Genomic DNA, 17,257 nt, shown 5'->3' with positions numbered 1-17,257 from the left:
ACCGGGGAGTCCGCGGCCGCCGTGCTCCATCGACGTGACCTCGGTCAGTTGCTGAAGATGTTGCCCTGGTTCTGACCGCGGGCGCCTTGCTGGCCCATGCCGAACTGGGCGGCCATGCCGCCCCCGGCCACCGCGTTCTGCGGCGGGAGCAACTCACTGGGCTGCACCAGGGCGTAGCCCTGGCCGAGGAAGCTGAGCTCCCAGCCCTCGCCGGTGTTGCCGCGCCGCCGCCAGACGCCCGAGGAGTGCGTCTGCGCCTGCATCTGGACCCGCAGCGAGCTGGACCAGGCGACGATGGCGTCCGCGTCGACGTTGACGTACTTGTCGGGGGTGACCTGGAGCAGCAGCGGCTGCCCCGAGGTCATCAGCGCGACCTTGCCGTGGCCGGAGATGTTGAGGTTGTACTTGCCGGAGCCGGAGATCCCGTACTGGCTGTCCACCGCGATCGTCTCCCAGTGCAGCGTGGAGTCGAGCGCGAGCACATAGGAGCTGTCGACGGTCAGCCCGTCGTGGTCCACGTCCATCACATGGATGTGCTGGGCGAGGTTGGCGAGGTAGACCGTGCCCTGCCCGGAGCAGCGCATCAGGTCCAGGCCCTCACCGGCGCGGCTGCGGGTCATGCGCTGCCCCGGCGTCTGGTACTCGCCGTCGAACTCGATGAGCCCCTGATAGGCGACCATGCTGCCCTTACGGGCGAGCACATCCTCATGGCCGCTCAGGGCGACCCGCAGCAGCTGCGGGTTCTGCAGCGCGTAGCGGTCCTGCGTCTGGGCCTCGGTGAAGGCGAAAAGCGGGCTCTGCATCTGGTGTCCCTCCCCCTCAGCCCCGGGCCCGGAGCCGGTCGGTGCTGTCCTCACTGGGCTGTACGACGACGAAGCCCTGCCCGGAGAAGCCGAGCTGATATGCCTCGCCGCTGCCCCGGCCGATCAGGGACGACGCCTTGAAGCTGCGCTTGCCCTTCACCTTGAGCCCCGAGGACCAGGCGACGAGTGCGTCCGGGTCCACATAGGTCTCGTCCTCACCGCGGCCGCAGTCGACCACGATGGGGGTGCCGCGGGAGGTCAGGGCGACCCAGCCGGTGCCGGAGACGCCCACGTTGAACAGGCCCTGCCCGGCGAACTTGGCGATGCCCTTGACCCGTTCGACGCCCCACTGGAGATGCGCGTCGAAGGCGAGGAGGTTGGTGCCGTTGACCGACAGCGCGTCGCCGTTGAGATTGATGCAGACGACGTTGGCCCCGTAGTCGGCCAAGTAGAGCAGTCCGTCGCCGCTGCACCGCATCAGCGGGGCGCCCTCGCCGGTCAGCCACTGGGAGGCCATCTGACGTACCGCGGGCGGGTTGGGCTCGTACTGGACGAAGCCCTCGTAGGCCACCATCGAGCCGGTGCGGGCGAAGAGGTCCTGGCCGCTCTGCATGGCGACCTTGAGCATGCTGGCGCCGTGGTTCTCCATACGAGCGGCGACCGGGGCGGGTGCGAAGCCCGAGATCATTTGCTGGTCCATGACGGGCTCCTTCAGACCTCGTAGGGCTGGACGACGATGAAGTTGCCGGGCGCGCCACGGAACTGGAGGTTCACGGTCTCCCCGCTGTGGCCGGGGTAGGCGCTGCGGCGCAGCCGCACCTGGCTGGAGATGATCACCTGGGATCCGGCGGACCACGCCACGATGGCGTTGCTGTCGGCGAAGGTGGTCGGGGTGACGGGGAGGACGACGGGCGTGCCCTCGGTCTTCACCACGACGGTGCCGGTGCCCTGGAACTGCATGGTGAACAGCGCGCCGCCGGGGATGCCGTGGCCCTCGATCCGGCGCACCTCGTGGTGCAGCGACTCGTCGAAGGCGAGCACGTTCTCGGCGGCGACACAGATGGCGTCGCCCTGGAGCTCGATCGGGTGGAGTTCGGCGGCGTTCTCGGCGAGGAAGACCTGGCCCTGGCCGGTGCAGCGCATCAGCTGCATCTCCTGGCCGGTCGCGTTGCCGACGATCCGGCCGCGGAAGCCGGCGCCCTTGTAGCTGAAGTCGACCTTGCCCTGGTAGAGCACCATCGTGCCCTGGCGGGCGAGCACGGGCTGCCCGCCGACGCCGAGGTCGACCCGCATCAGCCGGGGGTTCTGCGGCGTCCAGCGCTGGCCGGTGGGCGCCTCGCGGTACTGGGCGAGCGCGGCCTGGAGCCCGGGCGCGCCACCGCCCTGGGGGACGCCCATGGCCTGCGGCTGACCGTAAGGAGCGGGCTGACCGGGGTGGCCGGGCTGACCGGCCTGGCCGGGGTACGGCTGCGCGGACGGCTGGCCGTACGGCGCCGGGGCGGGCGGGGTCTGGCCCGGCGGCTGTCCGAAGGGGGCCTGCTGGCCCGGGAACTGGCCCGGAGGCGGGGGCGGCGGCACCTGGCCGGGCGGGGGCACCTGCCCAGGGGGCGGCATCTGCCCGGGCGGCGCGATGGGTGCGGCGATGGTCGGGGCGCCGTGCATCTGCGGGGTGCCGGGGGCAGGCGGCTGAACGCCCTGAGGGGGCGTGCCCTGCGGAGGCGTACCCGGGGCGGGCATCCCTTGGGGCGGCATCCCTTGGGGCGGCATCCCCTGCGGCGGCGTTCCCTGGGGCGGCGTTCCCTGGGGAGCGCCGAAGGCGGGGGCGGGCTGCGGTGCGGGCGGTGCCGGGGCGGTCGGGGCAGCGGTCGCGGCCGGGGCCGCGAAGCCCGGGGCCGCCTGGCCGGGCGGCGCGAAACCGGGCGCGGCGCCCTGAGCGGGCGCGGGGGCGGGCTCCTCCTCGGCCACTTCACCGCCGAAGTTCTTGAGCAGCGCGTCCAGCCCCCCGTCGAAGCCCTGCCCGACGGCGGCGAACCGCCAGACGTCCTTGAGGTAGAAGTCGCCCAGCATCACCGCGCGTTCGGTGCTGAACTCCGAACCGGTGAAGGAATACCGGGCCACCTCCTCGCCGCCCGCGACGATCCGGATATAGCCGGGGCCGATCTGCGACATCTGCCCGGCCCCGTCGAGGGTCGCGGTGAAGGAGAGCTTCTGGATCGCGGAGGGGATGCTGTCGAGCGTGACGCGGAACGAATCCGTGTCACCGGCCTGCGCCCCGAGTTGCTGTATCGCTTCTTCAGGGGACTTCGGCTGGTTGAAGAAGATGAAGTAGCGGTCGTCCGACAGCCGCTCGTCCGCGTCGAGCCCGAAGCAGCTGATGTCGAACGTCAGACCGGGCCCGGCGATCTGCACCCCGACGTACAGATCCCTCCCGGCCGTCAGATCACTGATCCTGGCCTTGTGGCCGCGCTGGAATTCCCTGGCCATACGTTAGGACCGTCCCCCATCGCCGTACCGGTGAGTGCATTGCGCGCCAGGCTAGCCGCTGCCGCCGACTATGAGCGACGCCAAGGAGCACGGGTGTGGTTCCGTTACGGCACGGGGGTGGTTCCGTTACGGCACGCGCGTGGCCCCTACGGCTGGTCCTCCGGCCCGGAGAGATGCGGCAACCGTCCGGCGGCGACCACTCCTTCGAGATAGCCCCGCGCCCGTTCGGTCCGCGGATACGCCTCCAGGAGCTGCCAGAAGCGCCGACCGTGCCCTGGCACCAGCAGATGGGCCAGCTCGTGGAGGAGCACATAGTCCACGACGTACTCGGGCATGCCCTGGAGCCGGTGCGAGAGCCGGATGCTGCCTTCGGCGGGGGTGCACGACCCCCAGCGGGTGTTCTGGTTGGTGACCCAGCGGACGGAGGCGGGCCGGGCTCGCCCGCCCAGGTACTGGCCGGAGAGCAGCTCGGCGCGGGCGGCCAGCTCCGCGTCGCCCAGCATCCGCTTGCTCTCCTGCGCGGCCAGCTTGTCCAGCATGACGCCCACCCAGCGCTGTTCCTCGGCCTCGGACATCCGGGCGGGGATGAGGACGACGGTGCGGTCGCCCTCCCGATAGGCGGAGACCGTCCTGCGCCGCCGGGTGCTCCGGCGGACCTCGACCGCGCTCGTGCCCGAGCCTCGGCTCTGCGGGCTCGGGACGGTGCGCGGTGCGCTCGCGGCGCTGCGGGGATTCTCCCCCGCGGTGCGAGAGGTCGGATCGGCGGGCACGCCCCGACGTTACCCGGTGGCCGCCGGGGAAGTCCCGCCCCGCACCTTGTTGCGGACCGAACCACTCCACGGTGTGCACGGCTTGTACGACCGGTGTTCGTACGACTTATTCCGCCGCCTGTGGATAACGCTCCGCGGGCTCCGGGCGCCGGCCCGCATGCTGAGGGCGGTGCAACGGAAGCGAACCGGTACAACTCAACGCGAAAAGTCATGAATAGGTAAGTACAGACACGAAGATACACAGAACATCTAACGGGGGGGCGGCGATGCATCCGATGCTCAAGCCCGCGCTGCGGCGCGGCTGGCGGAGCCGGGACACGATCCAGTTCGGGGTGGCCCGGGCGCATGCGGTGGTGATGGGACCGGTGGACACGGCCACGGGCAGCTTTCTGGAGCTGCTGGACGGCACACGCGGGCTGCCGCTGCTGCGGCAGGAGGCCCGGGCCATCGGGCTGCCGGAGGGGCGGGCCGACGCACTGGTGGACCGGCTGGCGGCGGCCGGTCTGCTGGACGAGCCGAGGGACGGCGGTGAGCCCGCCGCGGCCCTGGACCGGCTGCGGCCCGACGCGGGGACGCTGTCGGTGCTGCATCCCGAGCCCGGGGCGGCGGCGCGGCTGCTTGCCGCACGGCGGGCGATGCGGGTTCAGGTGCGGGGCGCCGGCCGGGTCGGGGCAGCGGTCGCGGCCGCGCTGTCGGGCTCGGGGATCGGCCGGGTCGATGTGGTGGACGGAGGCCGCGTCGAGCCCTGGGATGTGGCTCCCGGCGGGCTGTCGGCCGAGCAGATCGGGGAGCGCCGGGATGTGGCCGCGCGCCGCGTGGTGCGACAGACCGCGCCCGGCCCGCTCCCGCGCCGGTCGGTGCGGGAGCGGACCTGCGCAGAGGAGCGGGCCCCCTCGGGAGAGCCCGGTCTGGCACTTGTGGTGATCGCCCCGCGTGACGGCCTCGCCGCGTACGCACCGGATCCGGAGCCGGCCCAGCCACTGCTCGCCTCCGGTACACCCCATCTCTATGCGGGAGTCATCGAAGCGACGGGGGTGGTGGGGCCGCTGGTGGTGCCGGGCATGACGCCCTGCGCGGGCTGTGCCGCGGCGGGCCGTGCCGAGCGGGAGCCCGTCTGGCCGCGGATGCTCGCGCAGTGGCGGTCCGGGCGCCGGCGGACCGCCCCGGCCTGTGACGCGGCGCTGGCGATGGTGGTGGCGGGGCTCACCGCGGTGCAGGCGCTGGCCTTCCTCGACGGCCGGCCCTCCGGGGGCGCGGGTGTCCGGTGGGAGTTGGCGCTTCCCTCCCTCGTCTGGGAGGCGCGTCCGGTCGTAGCACATCCCGGATGCGGCTGCGGAGCGGCCGGGGAGGAGGATGCCGTATATGCCTCGGCCGCAGAGGCACCGCACGCGACAATGTCCGGGTGACCCACGTCCGTGGAGTGGGCGACGGGGGCTCGGGGGCCACCCTCCGGGATGGCACGGCTGTAGTTGGAGGGGCGCATGACCGATCTGCCGCGCAAGGCGATCACCCGTACCGCCAAACTGGCGGCGCTGCCCTTGGGATTCGCGGGGCGTGCCACGTGGGGGCTCGGGAAGCGGATAGGGGGACGGCCGGCGGAGATGGTCGCGCGCGAGGTACAGCAGCGCACCGCCGAGCAGATGTTCAAGGTCCTCGGTGAGCTCAAGGGCGGGGCCATGAAGCTCGGGCAGGCCATGTCGGTCTTCGAGTCGGCGCTGCCCGAGGAGATAGCCAGGCCCTACCGGGCGGCCCTGACCAAGCTCCAGGAAGCTGCCCCTCCCATGCCCAGCCGCACGGTCCACGCGGCGCTGGAGGAGCGGCTGGGCCCGGACTGGCCGGAGCTGTTCCAGGAGTTCGAGGACAAGCCGGCGGCTGCCGCCTCGATCGGGCAGGTGCATCGGGCGGTCTGGCACGACGGGCGCACAGTGGCGGTCAAGGTGCAGTACCCGGGCGCGGGCGAGGCGCTGCTGTCCGACCTCAACCAACTGAGCCGGTTCGCCCGGGTGCTGGGGCCGCTGGTGCCGGGGCTGGACATCAAGCCGCTGATCGCGGAGTTGCGCGAGCGGGTCGCCGAGGAGCTGGACTACGAACTGGAGGCGGCGTCCCAGCGGGCCCATGCGGAGGAGTACGCACAGGACGCGGAGATCGTGGTGCCCGAGGTGGTGCACCAGAGCGATCAGATACTGATCACCGAATGGCTGGAGGGGATACCGCTCTCCGAGGTGATCGCCGACGGCACCCAGCAGGAGCGGGACCGCGCCGGGCAACTGCTGGCCCGCTTCCTGTTCTCGGGGGCGTCCCGCACCGGGCTGCTGCACGCCGATCCGCATCCGGGAAACTTCCGGCTGCTGACCGGTGACGCCCCGGACGGACCGCCGGAGCGGTGGAAGCTGGGGGTGCTGGACTTCGGTTCGGTGAACCGGCTCCCGGAAGGGCTTCCGGAGCCCATCGGCATCGCACTGCGCATGGCGCTCCAGGGCGACGCCATGGGGGTCTACGAGCTGATGCGCGGGGAGGGCTTCGTCAAGCCGACCATTGAGATGGACCCGGACGACTTGCTGGACTTTCTGCTGCCGATGCTCGAACCGGCCCAGGTCGACGCTTTCGTCTTCGACCGGCAGTGGCTGCGCAGCCAGGCGGCGCGGATGGCCGACCGTCACTCCCCCGTCTATGAGCTGGGCAATCAGCTGAATCTGCCGCCCGCCTATCTGCTGATCCACCGGGTGACCCTGAGCACCATCGGGGTGCTGTGCCAACTGGGCGCCACGGTGCGGCTGCGGGATGAGCTCGAGGCGTGGGTCCCCGGCTTCGCCGAGGACCAGGAGTCCGAGGACCGCGCTGAAGAAGGCGCCGAGGAGAAGTCCGAGGCCGCGGAGACCTCGGCCTGAGCACGCGCGCCACCCGGCCGGGCCTCTGCGCGCTTCACCGGCGAGAACTTCCAGCGCAATCTGCGTCTCGCGGGCCGGGTGGTGTCGCCCCGGAGCGCGGGCGCTTCGGGGTAGCCAAAGGGCCGGTCCGATCGGACCGGCCCCTTTGTGGTCACGTGACGGGTCGGCGTATGACCCGTCGGCGTGTAGTGATGTCAGCCCCGGCTCCGACCGGTACCGCACCTGGTGGTCACTGCATGAGCGCCATGGCCAGGGCGCGGCGGGCGCGGAGCGAGGCACGCTCCGCGCGGCGCTGCATCCGGCGGGCGGCGGCGAGCCGAGCGGCGGGCCGTTCGGACTCTGCCTCCTGAAGCCGGTCGTGCATATGCGCACGCGCCAGGGCTTCTTGGATGAGTTGCATCTCTCGGTTCCTGTTCTGGCGCGACTCGGGCGCGCCGGAGGTTTCGGGTGCTGGGGTGTCGGAGACCGGTGGGGTCATCGTCGGGACCTGCTTCATGGGGTCGTGCGTCGCTGGGCGATCGATGGTGCCGGTGGTGCTCATGCCGCAACCGGGTTCTTACGCGGGCGGCCACGCGGCCGCTTGCGGGCGACCACCACGCCCTGGACGAAGAGCTCCCCGCCCCAGACGCCCCAGGGCTCGCGACGGTCTTTGGCACCGGCGAGGCATGCCTCACGCAGCGGGCAGGTCTGGCACAGCGACTTCGCGTACTCGACGTCGGCCGGGGACTCGGCGAAGAAGACCTCCGGGTCGTACGAACGGCACGGAACAGCTACACCCAGGTTCTCGATGGCCTCATCGAGTTCGGTGAGGGCGGTGAGCGGGGTCAAGGAGTCCTCCGAGGAGTCAGGCGGTCGGTTCAGGTCGGTCGATGCGGACGGGGCGTGTGCGTTGAGTTGCACGGTGTGTGGTCCTCGTCTCTTTGGTCCGGCTGGTGGCCGGGCTCTGGCAAATCAAAAGGGCCGCGGATCCCGGTGTGGGTTCCGCGGCCCTGGAAGGTGCCGACCTGATCCTGGATCAGGCTGGATAACTCCAGGGTTCGAGCCTGCGGAAGGCCCACGTCTTGTGGTGCTGCTGCGTCGTCCGGGATTCGGCACCATTGGCCGCAAAGGCATAGTCCATTGCCTGTGCCACTGCCGTTACCGCAGGTGCCTGGATCGGTCGCTCACTGAGGCGTGCCTCATCGACGCCGGGCATACCGGTGCCAGGAAGCGCGGAGCCGAGCAGGCAGGTGGCGACGACCGATCGATCGGCCTTTTTGATGGTGTTGATGAAGCTGATCACTGGTCTTCGCCTCCTCTCGGCGTCTCAGGGACCGATCGAAACCAGTCCGGGTGTTCAGTACAACACGGAATCCTCGGCTCCTGGAAGGGCCGTTGTCTCCGTGCTCGGAAGGCTATGGGTATGGCCTCCGCGCGCGCAAACTATTTTTCCGTCGAGTTTTGCCAAGGGTCACCCGAATGGCTTCCCCCGGCACCGTCGTCCCCCTCGCCGTCGACTGCCGAGGGCAGTTCCCGCCCCTCGCACAGCGCGAGAACGTCGGCTCCGAACCGGTCGAGCTTGCGTCGTCCGACACCGGCGATGCGGGCGAGCTCCGATTCGGTTTCCGGAACGGCCTCGGCGATCGCGAGCAGTGTCTTGTCGGTGAACACGCAGTAGGCCGGCTGCCCCAGCAAGCCCGCCTGCTCCGCCCGCCAGTCGCGCAGCCGCTCGTAGAGCGCCTCGTCCAGCTCGGACGGGCAGCCCTCGCAGCGCATCAGCTTCATCTCGCCCGCGTCGGTCAGCGCCCGGCCGCACACCCGGCAGTGGACCGGACCGCGCCGCCTGCGCACCCCGCCGCCCCCGCCCGGGGCCGCCGCCCCGCGTTCGATCCCGCCGATCCCGCCGAGGGTGCGGGCACCCACGGCCTGGGAGCCGGGCCGCAGCCCATTGAGAAAGCGGGTGGGGCGACGCGAGGCCCGGCCGCCCGGAGCCCTCGAGAGCGCCCAGGACAGCGTCAGATGGTGACGGGCGCGGGTGACCCCCACATAGAGCAGCCGGCGCTCCTCCTCGATCTGCTGGTCCGTCTTGGCGTAGGTGATCGGCACCATCCCCTCGGTGAGACCGACCAGGAAGACGGCGTCCCATTCGAGGCCCTTGGCCGCGTGGAGTGAGGCGAGGGTCACACCCTCGACGGTCGGGGCGTGCTGTGCCGCCGCCCGCTCGTCGAGCTCCGCCACCAGATCGGAGAGCGTGGCCCCGGGGCGGCTGCCCGCGAAGTCCTCGGCGAGCCGCACCAGGGCGGCCAGGGACTCCCAGCGGTCCCGCACCGCGCCCGACCCCGCCGGGGGTTCGGGCGTCCAGCCACGGGTGCCCAGCACGGCCCGCACCTGGGACGGGATGTCCGCGTCCGCGAGGGCCGGGTCGGCACTTCTCCCGCGGGCCGCGCCGCGCAGCAGGAGCCCCGCCTCGCGCACCTCGGGCCGCTCGAAGAACCGCTCGGCGCCGCGGAGCTGATAGGGCACCTGGGCATCGGCCAGCGCCTGCTCATAGAGCTCCGACTGGGCGTTGACCCGGTAGAGGACCGCGATCTGGCTTGCCGGGACGCCCCCGCCCCCCTGCTCGACCGGGGTGATCAGCTCACGGATCCGGCGGGCGGTGCCCTCGGCCTCGGCCGGCTCGTCCGCATAGGCGGCGTAGACCGGGTCGGGGCCCGCCTCCCGCTGGGAGACCAGCTCCAGCCGGTGCTCGGCGGCCCGGCCACGGGCCTGGGAGAGCAGCCCGTTGGCCAGATGGACCACCTGCGGGGTGGAGCGGTAGTCCCGGATCAGCTTGACCACCGTGGCCCCGGGGTGGCGGGTGCGGAAGTCCAGCAGATGGTCGGGGGTGGCGCCGGTGAAGGAGTAGATGGTCTGGCTGGCGTCGCCGACCACGCACAGGCTGTCCCGGTCGCCCAGCCACAGCTCCAGCAGCCGCTGCTGCAGCGGGCTGACGTCCTGGTACTCGTCGACCACGAAGTGCTGGTACTGACGGCGCACCTGATCCGCGATGTCGTGCCGCTCCTGGAGCACCCCGACCGTGAGGAGCAGCACATCCTCGAAGTCGATGACGCCGCGATCGCGCTTCAACTGCTCATAGGCGGCGTAGATCCGGCCGATCTCGGCGGCGTCGCGGGGGGCCTCCCGGCCGGATTTGGCGGCCACGGCCGGATAGTCCTCGGGCACGGTCTGGGTGACCTTCGACCATTCGATCTCGCCGGTCACGTCCCGCAGCTCATTGCGGTCCAGCCGGACCCGGCACCGCGCGGCGGCCTCGGCCACGAGCTGCACCTTGCGCTCGACCAGCCGCGGCACCTCACCGCCGACCGCCTTGGGCCAGAAGTACTGCAACTGCCGCAGGGCCGCCGAGTGGAAGGTGCGCGCCTGCACCCCGCCCACGCCGAGCTGCCGCAGCCGGCCGCGCATCTCCCCCGCCGCCCGGTTGGTGAAGGTGACGGCCAGCACGCTGGCGGGCTGGAGCATGCCCGCGCGCACCCCATAGGCGATCCGGTGGGTGATGGCGCGGGTCTTGCCGGTGCCGGCCCCGGCCAGCACGCACACCGCGCCGTGCAGGGACGTCGCCACCTCGCGCTGCTCGGGGTCGAGCCCGTCGAGCACCGCGTCGGCGTCACGCGGCGTGGCCGCGTAGGAACCCGGCGTGGAGCCCTGCGGGAACAGAGTGGAGGACGTTGCTGCAGTCACCCCGCCATGCTGCCAGGTCCCCTGGGACCCCCGTGCCGGTTGTCCACAGCCATGGCCTTCCGGTCATATGAATCCGGGAATGACCGGCGGAGGGTGAGCGTTCACCTTCTGCCCACCCACCACGACCCCGAGGAGAGCGAAGACCGATGTCCGGCACTGTGACGATGTACAGCACCACCTGGTGCGGCTACTGCCGCCGCCTGAAGGGGCAGATGGACCGCGAGGGCATCGCCTACACCGAGATCAACATCGAGCAGGACCCGGAGTCCGCGGCCTTCGTCGAGAAGGCGAACGGCGGCAACCAGACGGTGCCGACCGTTCTCTTCCCCGATGGGTCGACCCTGACCAACCCGTCCTTGGCTCAGGTCAAGGCCAAGGTCGGCGGCTGAGTCAGCCTCGCGGCAGCGGCTCGCCGTACCAGAGCTCGATCAGCCGGGCCGCGATCGAGATACCGGACGGAGGCAGGACCTCCCCGGACTCGATCGCGGCCCGCAGGTCGTCCCGGGAGAACCAGCGCGCTTCGTGGATCTCCTCCCCGTCCACCTGGATCAGGGAGGACGTGGCCTGCGCCATGAAGCCGAGCATCAGGCTGGACGGGAACGGCCACGGCTGGCTGGCCACGTACTCGACCTCGCCGACCGTGACGCCCGCCTCCTCCGCCACCTCGCGGACCACGGCCTGCTCGATCGACTCGCCCGGCTCCACGAAGCCCGCCAGCGTCGAGAAGCGCCCCTCCGGCCAGTGCACCTGGCGTCCCAGCAGCGCGCGGTCCTGCTCGTCCCGCACCAGCATGATCACGGCGGGGTCGGTCCGCGGGTAGTGCTCGGCCCCGCACGCGGGGCAGCGGCGGATATGGCCCGCCGCCGCGATCATCGTGCGCTCACCGCAGCGTGAGCAGAAGCGGTGCAGCCGCTGCCAGTTCTCCAGCGCGACCGCGTGCACCAGCAGCCCGGCGTCGCGCTCGGACAGCAGCGCGCCCGCCTCGCGCAGACCGGCGGGGCGTGCCGACTGGTCCATCCGCCCCGGCAGGGAGTCCTTCTGCAGCGCGAAGTAGCGCACGCCCTCCTGGTCGGTGCCCAGGAAGTAGCGGTGGTTCTCGGTGGGCGGGGCCTCGAAGGACGGGGTCATGACGAGCTCGGTGCGGCCGTCCGGGGTGTCGTCGACCAGGGCCTGGCCGCCGGAGACCACGAAGACACGCGTCGTCGGGTGACTCCACGCCGCCGCCAGCCACGCCTCGTCCAGGCGGTGATGTGCGGAGCGGTCGATGCCGCTCGGGGCAGCGAGCGTGATCGGCCGGTCGGTGGCGTGGTCGGTCCAGGTGGTCACGGTTGCTTCCAACTCCCCCAGCGAAATGGGTGGTTTACGTACATAAGCGAGCTATTTCCGTCCACTCTCGCTCTCGGCGAGATCGTCCCAGAGATGGGCGGCCGTCTCGGCACCCTTCATGAGCAGGCCGAGCTCGACCTTCTCGTTGGGCGCGTGCCAGCCGTCGGACGGCACCGAGATGCCCAGGAAGAGCACCGGAGCGCCGAGGACGTTCTGGAGATCGGCGGCGGGGCCCGATCCGCCCTCGCGGGTGAAGCGGATCTCCTGGCCGAAGGCGCGCCCCATGGCCCGGACGACCGACTGGAGCGCGGGGTGGTCCAGCGGGGTCAGACAGGGGCGGGTGGCGCCCCAATAGGTGATCTCATGGCGGATACCGGCCGGGAGCTGGGCGGCGACCCAGTCCCCTACGGCCGACTGGACCTTCTCCACGTCCTGCCCGGCCACCAGCCGGAAGGACAGCTTCAGCTGGGCGGCCGAGGGCACGATGGTCTTTCCGCCCGGCCCCTGGTAGCCCCCGCCGATGCCGTTGACCTCGGCGGTCGGACGGGCCCAGATGCGCTCCAGGGTGGAGTACCCCGCCTCGCCGAGCGAGGCCCGGGAATGCGCGGTCCGCAGCCAGCCCGCCTCGTCGAAGGGCAGTTCGGCGAAAAGCTCGCGCTCACGGTCGGTCAGTTCCACGACGCCGTCGTAGAAGCCGGGGATGGCCACCTTACGGTCGGCGTCGTGCAGCGCGGCGGCCAGACGGGCGGCCTCGGTGGCCGGGTTGGGGACCGCGCCGCCGAAGGAGCCGGAGTGGATGTCCTGGGCGGGTCCGTGGAGATCGATCTGGCATTCGACGAGGCCCCGCATGCCGGTGCAGACGGTCGGGGTGTCCTCGGACCACATCCCGGTGTCGGAGACGATCACGGTGTCGCAGGCCAGCCGGTCGGCGTGCGCGCGGACCAGTTCGGGGAAGTGCGGGGAGCCGGACTCCTCCTCGCCCTCGATCAGCAGCTTGAGGTTCACCGCGGGCGCGCTGCGGCCGGTCACGGCCAGATGTGCCCGTATCCCCAGGGTGTGGAAAAGGACCTGCCCCTTGTCGTCGGCGGCACCGCGGGCGTAGAGCCTGCCGTCCTCGATGACGGGCTCGAAGGGGTCGGTGCGCCAGCCGTCCGCGCGGTCGGCGGGCTGGACGTCGTGGTGGCCGTAGACGAGCACCGTAAGGGCGTCGGGATCGCCGGACGGCCATTCGGCGAACACGGCCGGGGCGCCCGGTGTGTCCCATATCTCAGCCACCGGGAAGCCCGTCGCGGCCAGGTGGTCCCTCAACCACTGGGCGCTGCGCCGGACGTCGTCGGCGCGGGCCGGGTCGGCGGATACGGACGGGATGCGCAGCCACTCGGAGAGTTCGGCGAGAAAGGCGGCGCGATGGTCGTCCACATAGGCGCGGACGGCGTTGTCCGTGTCCGGGGTGTTGCTCATGCATGTGAGCCTATCCGGCCCGCGGCGGGACGAGGGCGGGGGGCTCCGGGCCGCTCATGAGCGGTCGCTCTCGGTGACGGTTTCGGTGTCGATACGGTCACTTCCGGTCGCGCCCCCGGCGCCATCCCCGGCCGCGTCCGCCGCCGCGCCCCCATCCACGTCCTCCGGCTCGCCGAGCGTTCCGCCGCCGGTCCCGCCGCCCGGCTCCCCGAGCAGGACGCGCTCGAGCCCGGCCCGGCCGGGCAGCCCGGCGGGGCGCACGACCTCACCGCTGCGCACGTAGACGAACGCCGCCGTGACCGCCGACAGGGGCAGTCCGTGCTGCTCGGCCCAGGCGAGGCGGTAGATGGCCAGCTGGAGCGGGTCGGCGTCCTGGGAGCGGCCGGTCTTCCAGTCGACGATCTCGTAGCGCGGGCCGCCGTCGGGGCCGCTTCCGGACGCGCGGTACACCGCGTCGATCCGGCCGCGGATGATGCGGCCCGCCAGGGTCAGCTGGACCGGCACCTCCACGCGGTAAGGGGTGCGACGGGCGTACGGCGTACGTGCGAACGCCTCCTTGAGCGCGGTCAGATCCCGCTCGTCGGCGATCTCCGCCTCGTCTTCCTCGCCGCCCGGCAGCTCGTCGGGGCCGAGGAAGGGCAGCGACAGCGCCTCGAAGCGCGCTTCGACCCAGGCGTGGAAGCGGGTGCCGCGCCGCGCGGCGGGGCGCGGCGGCCGGGGCATCGGGCGGGCCAGCTCCCGTGCGAAGCCGTCCGGGTCGGCGGCGAGGCGCAGCAGCTGGGAGGCGGTGAGCGTCCCCGGCAGCGGCACCTCGTGCACGGTCTCGCGGGCGCGGCGCAGCTCCCCGGCGAGCGCGTCCAGATCGCGGTCCCAGGAACCCGCCAGCCGGGCCTCCTCGGGCGCCAGCTCATCCTCGGCCGGTTCTCGCGTGATATCCGGCACACCGGGTTCCGGTGCGCCGTAAGGATCGGCCTGTGGCCCGTCGCCGTACGGCTCGTCCTCATTTGGCTCGTACGGGTCGTCGGCAGCCTCGCCGTACGCGTCCGCGTCCGCGTCCGCGTCCGCGTAAGGGTCCTCCGGAGGCTCGGGCCACTCCGGGTCCTCCGGGGGCTCAGGCTCCTCCGGTGGCCGCAGGTCGTCCGGAGGCTCCGGGAACGGGTCTCCGTCAGCCGAGGGGTGCCCCCCGTCATGCGCGGTCGGCCCCTCCCCCGCCGTCTCGATGCGCGCCAGATGGGCGAGCACCACATCGGCGGCGCGCCGCCGATGGCGCAGCGCGGCCGGGTCCAGCGGAAGCGGCCAGGCCCGGTCGGCCGCCGACTCCCGCAGGGCCGGGTTCTCCGCGCCCTCCTCCGGCGGCTCGGCCCATGCCTCGACCTCGCCGTAACCGGCCTCACAGTGCTCGCGCAGCGCGTCCAGGAAGGCCGACGGGCCGCGCGGCCGCTTCTGGGTGGGACCCCACCAGTGGCCGGAGCCCAGCAGCAGCGACCGCGGCCGGGTGAAGGTCACATAGCCCAGCCGGAGCTCCTCGGTCCGCTGATGCTCCTTCATGGCGTCCTTGAAGGCCGCGATCCCCTTGCTGTCCCACGCGGTGACATCCGGGAGGGTCCGCGCGTCCCCGCGCAGCGCATGCGGCAGGACCTTCGCGTTCGCCGTCCAGGACTCGCGGGACTGTTCGCTCGGGAACTGCTTGGCGACCAGCCCCGGCACCGCCACCACGTCCCACTCCAGCCCCTTGGACTTGTGGGCGGTGAGCACCTTGACCGTGTTCTCGCCGCCGGGGAGGGCGTTGTCGAGCCCCTTCTCGTACTGCGCGGCGGTGCGCAGAAAGCCGAGGAAGCCCTGCAGGGTGGCCTCGCCCTCCACGGCCGCGCCGCCCTCCCGGCCCGCGAAGGCGGCCGCGACGTCCAGGAAGTTGCCGAGCGTCTCGCGGCGGCGCGCGGCCAGGGCGTGGGGTGAGGCGGACAGCTCGACCTCGAGGCCCGTGGTGGCCAGAACCCGGTGGAGCACGTCCATCAGCGGATCGGCCAGCGAGCGGCGCAGTTCGCGGAGTTCGGCGGCGAGCCGGGCGAACCGGATCCGTGCCTCGGCCGAGAAGGGCAGCCCGTCGTCCGGGCCGCCGCCCGCCTCCAGGAAGGTGTCGAGGGCGTCGGCGAGGGAGATCACCTCGGAGGGGTCGGTGCCCTCGACGGCCCCGGCGAGCCGTAGGTCCGGATCGTCCTCCGCCCCGTCCGGCCCGCCGTGGGAGACCAGTGCACGGGCGCGGCGGCCGAGCAGCGCGAGGTCGCGGGGGCCGATCCGCCAGCGCGGCCCGGTGAGCAGACGGACCAGCGCCGCGTTGGCCCCCGGATCCTGGAGGACCTCGCAGACGGCCACCAGATCGGCCACCTCCGGCAGATGCAGCAGCCCCGACAGCCCCACCACCTCCACCGGAATGTCCCGCTCCACCAGGGCGCCCTGGATCTGCGCGAAGTCACCCGCCGTACGGCACAGGACCGCGATCTCACCGGGCGGGGTGCCGGTGCGCACCAGGTGGGCGATGGAGTCGGCGAGCCAGGCCAGCTCCTCGGCGTGGGTGGGCAGCAGCGCACAGCGCACCGCTCCGTCCCGCTCGGCGCCGGGCGCGGGGCGCAGCGCCTCGACGCCCTCGTGCATCGCGCGCAGCGGGGCGGCCAGCCCGTTGGCGAGATCCAGGAGGCGGCCCCCGCTGCGCCGGTTCTCGCTGAGCGCGAAGCGCCCCGCCGGGCGGCCGCCGGCGTGCGGGAAGTGCTCGGGGAAGTCGTCCAGGTTGGCCACGGAGGCGCCGCGCCAGCCGTAGATGGCCTGGCAGGGGTCGCCGACGGCGGTGACGGGGTGTCCGGTGTCGCCGCCGAAGAGACCGGACAGCAGCAGCCGCTGGGCGACCGAGGTGTCCTGGTACTCGTCGAGCAGGACGACCTCGAACTGCTCGCGCAGGATCCGGCCGACCTCCGGGTGGTCGAGGGCCAGGGTGGCCGAATGGGCGATCTGGTCGCCGAAGTCGAGCAGATCGCGGCGCCGCTTCTCCTCGCGGTACGCCTCGACCAGGCCCAGCAGCTCCTGACGGGCGCGGGCGGCCTCGGGCACCTTGCGCAGCGCCTCGTTGGTGAGCCGCGTCCCCTCCAGGGTCCGCAGCAGCTCGGTGTCGTACGCCCGCAGCCGCCCGGCGGGGACGAGGTGCTCGGCAAGCTCGGCGTCGAGCGCGAGCAGATCGGTGACCAGGTCGGAGAAGGGGCGGGTGAGCGCCGGATACGGGCCGGGGGCCGAGCGCAGGACGCGCGCGGCGAGCTGGAAGCGGGTGGCGTCGGCGAGCAGCCGGGCGCTCGGCTCCAGGCCGACGCGCAGCCCGTGGTCCTTGAGCAGCTGTCCGGCGAAGGCGTGGTACGTGGAGATGACGGGCTCGCCCGCGGCCTCCTCGCTGGCGCCCGGATCCGGGTCCTGATCGACGATGCCCGCCGCGATGAGGGCCTTACGGACCCGCTCCGCCAGCTCTCCGGCGGCCTTGTTGGTGAAGGTGAGGCCGAGCACCCGGTCGGGCGCGACCTGTCCGGTGCCGACCAGCCAGACGACGCGGGCGGCCATCACCGTGGTCTTGCCGGAGCCCGCCCCGGCGACGATCACCTGCGGGGCGGGCGGTGCGGTGATGCACGCGACCTGCTCCGGGGTGAACGGGATCCCGAGGAGTTCCTTGAGCTCCTCGGGATCGGTGATGCGGGCTGACACTCCAGTGAGGCTATCGGTGCCCACCGACATGCCCCGCCGCCCTCGCCGCCCCGGTGGGCGGCCGCCCGGG

At 72.3% G+C, this 17,257-nt stretch carries 14 protein-coding genes; 3 read left to right on the top strand and 11 right to left on the bottom strand.

Going from position 1 to position 17,257, the window contains the following annotated elements; genetic code table 11:
• Positions 1 to 44: 44 nt before the first annotated feature.
• The 4 genes from CGL27_RS31055 to CGL27_RS31040 form a co-directional block, all read right to left on the bottom strand.
• Complete coding sequence (locus tag CGL27_RS31055; protein ID WP_078643465.1) at positions 45 to 803, bottom strand: AIM24 family protein; 759 nt, start codon at positions 801 to 803, stop codon at positions 45 to 47.
• Between the two features lie 16 nt (positions 804 to 819).
• Positions 820 to 1,503 carry an AIM24 family protein gene (locus CGL27_RS31050; protein ID WP_014054765.1) on the bottom strand — a complete coding sequence of 228 codons (684 nt, stop codon included), beginning with the start codon at positions 1,501 to 1,503 and terminating at the stop codon, positions 820 to 822.
• A gap of 11 nt (positions 1,504 to 1,514) precedes the next feature.
• On the bottom strand, positions 1,515 to 3,287 hold the full coding sequence (locus CGL27_RS31045; protein WP_119991389.1) for a TerD family protein: 1,773 nt from the start codon (positions 3,285 to 3,287) through the stop codon (positions 1,515 to 1,517).
• A gap of 146 nt (positions 3,288 to 3,433) precedes the next feature.
• Positions 3,434 to 4,057, bottom strand: coding sequence for a M48 family metallopeptidase (locus tag CGL27_RS31040; protein WP_119991388.1), 624 nt, complete (start codon positions 4,055 to 4,057; stop codon positions 3,434 to 3,436).
• Between the two features lie 266 nt (positions 4,058 to 4,323).
• Here CGL27_RS31040 and CGL27_RS31035 point away from each other — a divergent pair, with 266 nt between their 5' ends.
• A complete protein-coding gene (locus CGL27_RS31035) occupies positions 4,324 to 5,463 on the top strand; it encodes a ThiF family adenylyltransferase (RefSeq protein WP_119991387.1) in 1,140 nt (379 codons plus the stop codon).
• Positions 5,464 to 5,538: 75 nt separating this feature from the next.
• Positions 5,539 to 6,945: an AarF/ABC1/UbiB kinase family protein gene (locus CGL27_RS31030; RefSeq protein ID WP_119991386.1), complete on the top strand. Its 1,407-nt coding sequence runs from the start codon at positions 5,539 to 5,541 to the stop codon at positions 6,943 to 6,945.
• Positions 6,946 to 7,174: 229 nt separating this feature from the next.
• Here CGL27_RS31030 and CGL27_RS31025 read toward each other — a convergent pair whose 3' ends face one another.
• The 4 genes from CGL27_RS31025 to CGL27_RS31010 all read right to left on the bottom strand — a co-directional run bounded on the left by CGL27_RS31025 (position 7,175) and on the right by CGL27_RS31010 (position 10,662).
• A complete protein-coding gene (locus CGL27_RS31025) occupies positions 7,175 to 7,486 on the bottom strand; it encodes a hypothetical protein (RefSeq protein WP_014054760.1) in 312 nt (103 codons plus the stop codon).
• Complete coding sequence (locus tag CGL27_RS31020) at positions 7,483 to 7,845, bottom strand: WhiB family transcriptional regulator (protein WP_020868576.1); 363 nt, start codon at positions 7,843 to 7,845, stop codon at positions 7,483 to 7,485. Before CGL27_RS31020 ends, CGL27_RS31025 begins: the two co-directional genes overlap by 4 nt.
• Before the next feature lie 115 nt (positions 7,846 to 7,960).
• Complete coding sequence (locus tag CGL27_RS31015) at positions 7,961 to 8,227, bottom strand: hypothetical protein (RefSeq protein WP_119991385.1); 267 nt, start codon at positions 8,225 to 8,227, stop codon at positions 7,961 to 7,963.
• A gap of 140 nt (positions 8,228 to 8,367) precedes the next feature.
• Positions 8,368 to 10,662, bottom strand: a complete 2,295-nt coding sequence (locus CGL27_RS31010; protein ID WP_119991384.1) for an ATP-dependent DNA helicase UvrD2 — start codon at positions 10,660 to 10,662, stop codon at positions 8,368 to 8,370.
• Positions 10,663 to 10,808: 146 nt separating this feature from the next.
• Between CGL27_RS31010 and CGL27_RS31005 the strand changes: the two genes are divergently transcribed.
• On the top strand, positions 10,809 to 11,051 hold the full coding sequence (locus CGL27_RS31005; protein ID WP_014054756.1) for a mycoredoxin: 243 nt from the start codon (positions 10,809 to 10,811) through the stop codon (positions 11,049 to 11,051).
• Between the two features lies 1 nt (position 11,052).
• Here CGL27_RS31005 and nudC read toward each other — a convergent pair whose 3' ends face one another.
• The 3 genes from nudC to CGL27_RS30990 are packed head-to-tail and all read right to left on the bottom strand — an operon-like array spanning position 11,053 to position 17,187.
• On the bottom strand, positions 11,053 to 11,988 hold the full coding sequence (nudC, locus tag CGL27_RS31000) for an NAD(+) diphosphatase (protein ID WP_014054755.1): 936 nt from the start codon (positions 11,986 to 11,988) through the stop codon (positions 11,053 to 11,055).
• Between the two features lie 51 nt (positions 11,989 to 12,039).
• The gene (locus tag CGL27_RS30995) at positions 12,040 to 13,449 is read right to left on the bottom strand and encodes a dipeptidase (protein WP_119991383.1); all 1,410 of its coding nucleotides are present in this window, start codon (positions 13,447 to 13,449) and stop codon (positions 12,040 to 12,042) included.
• A 54-nt stretch (positions 13,450 to 13,503) separates the two neighbouring features.
• Positions 13,504 to 17,187 carry an ATP-dependent DNA helicase gene (locus CGL27_RS30990; RefSeq protein ID WP_240450698.1) on the bottom strand — a complete coding sequence of 1,228 codons (3,684 nt, stop codon included), beginning with the start codon at positions 17,185 to 17,187 and terminating at the stop codon, positions 13,504 to 13,506.
• Between the last annotated feature and the right edge of the window lie 70 nt (positions 17,188 to 17,257).

This window comes from Streptomyces sp. 11-1-2 (genome assembly GCF_003595545.1).
Classification (GTDB): Bacteria; Actinomycetota; Actinomycetes; order Streptomycetales; family Streptomycetaceae; genus Streptomyces; species Streptomyces hygroscopicus_B.
Note: the sequence above shows the minus strand (reverse complement) of the source record. Positions and strands in the feature narration are given on the sequence as shown.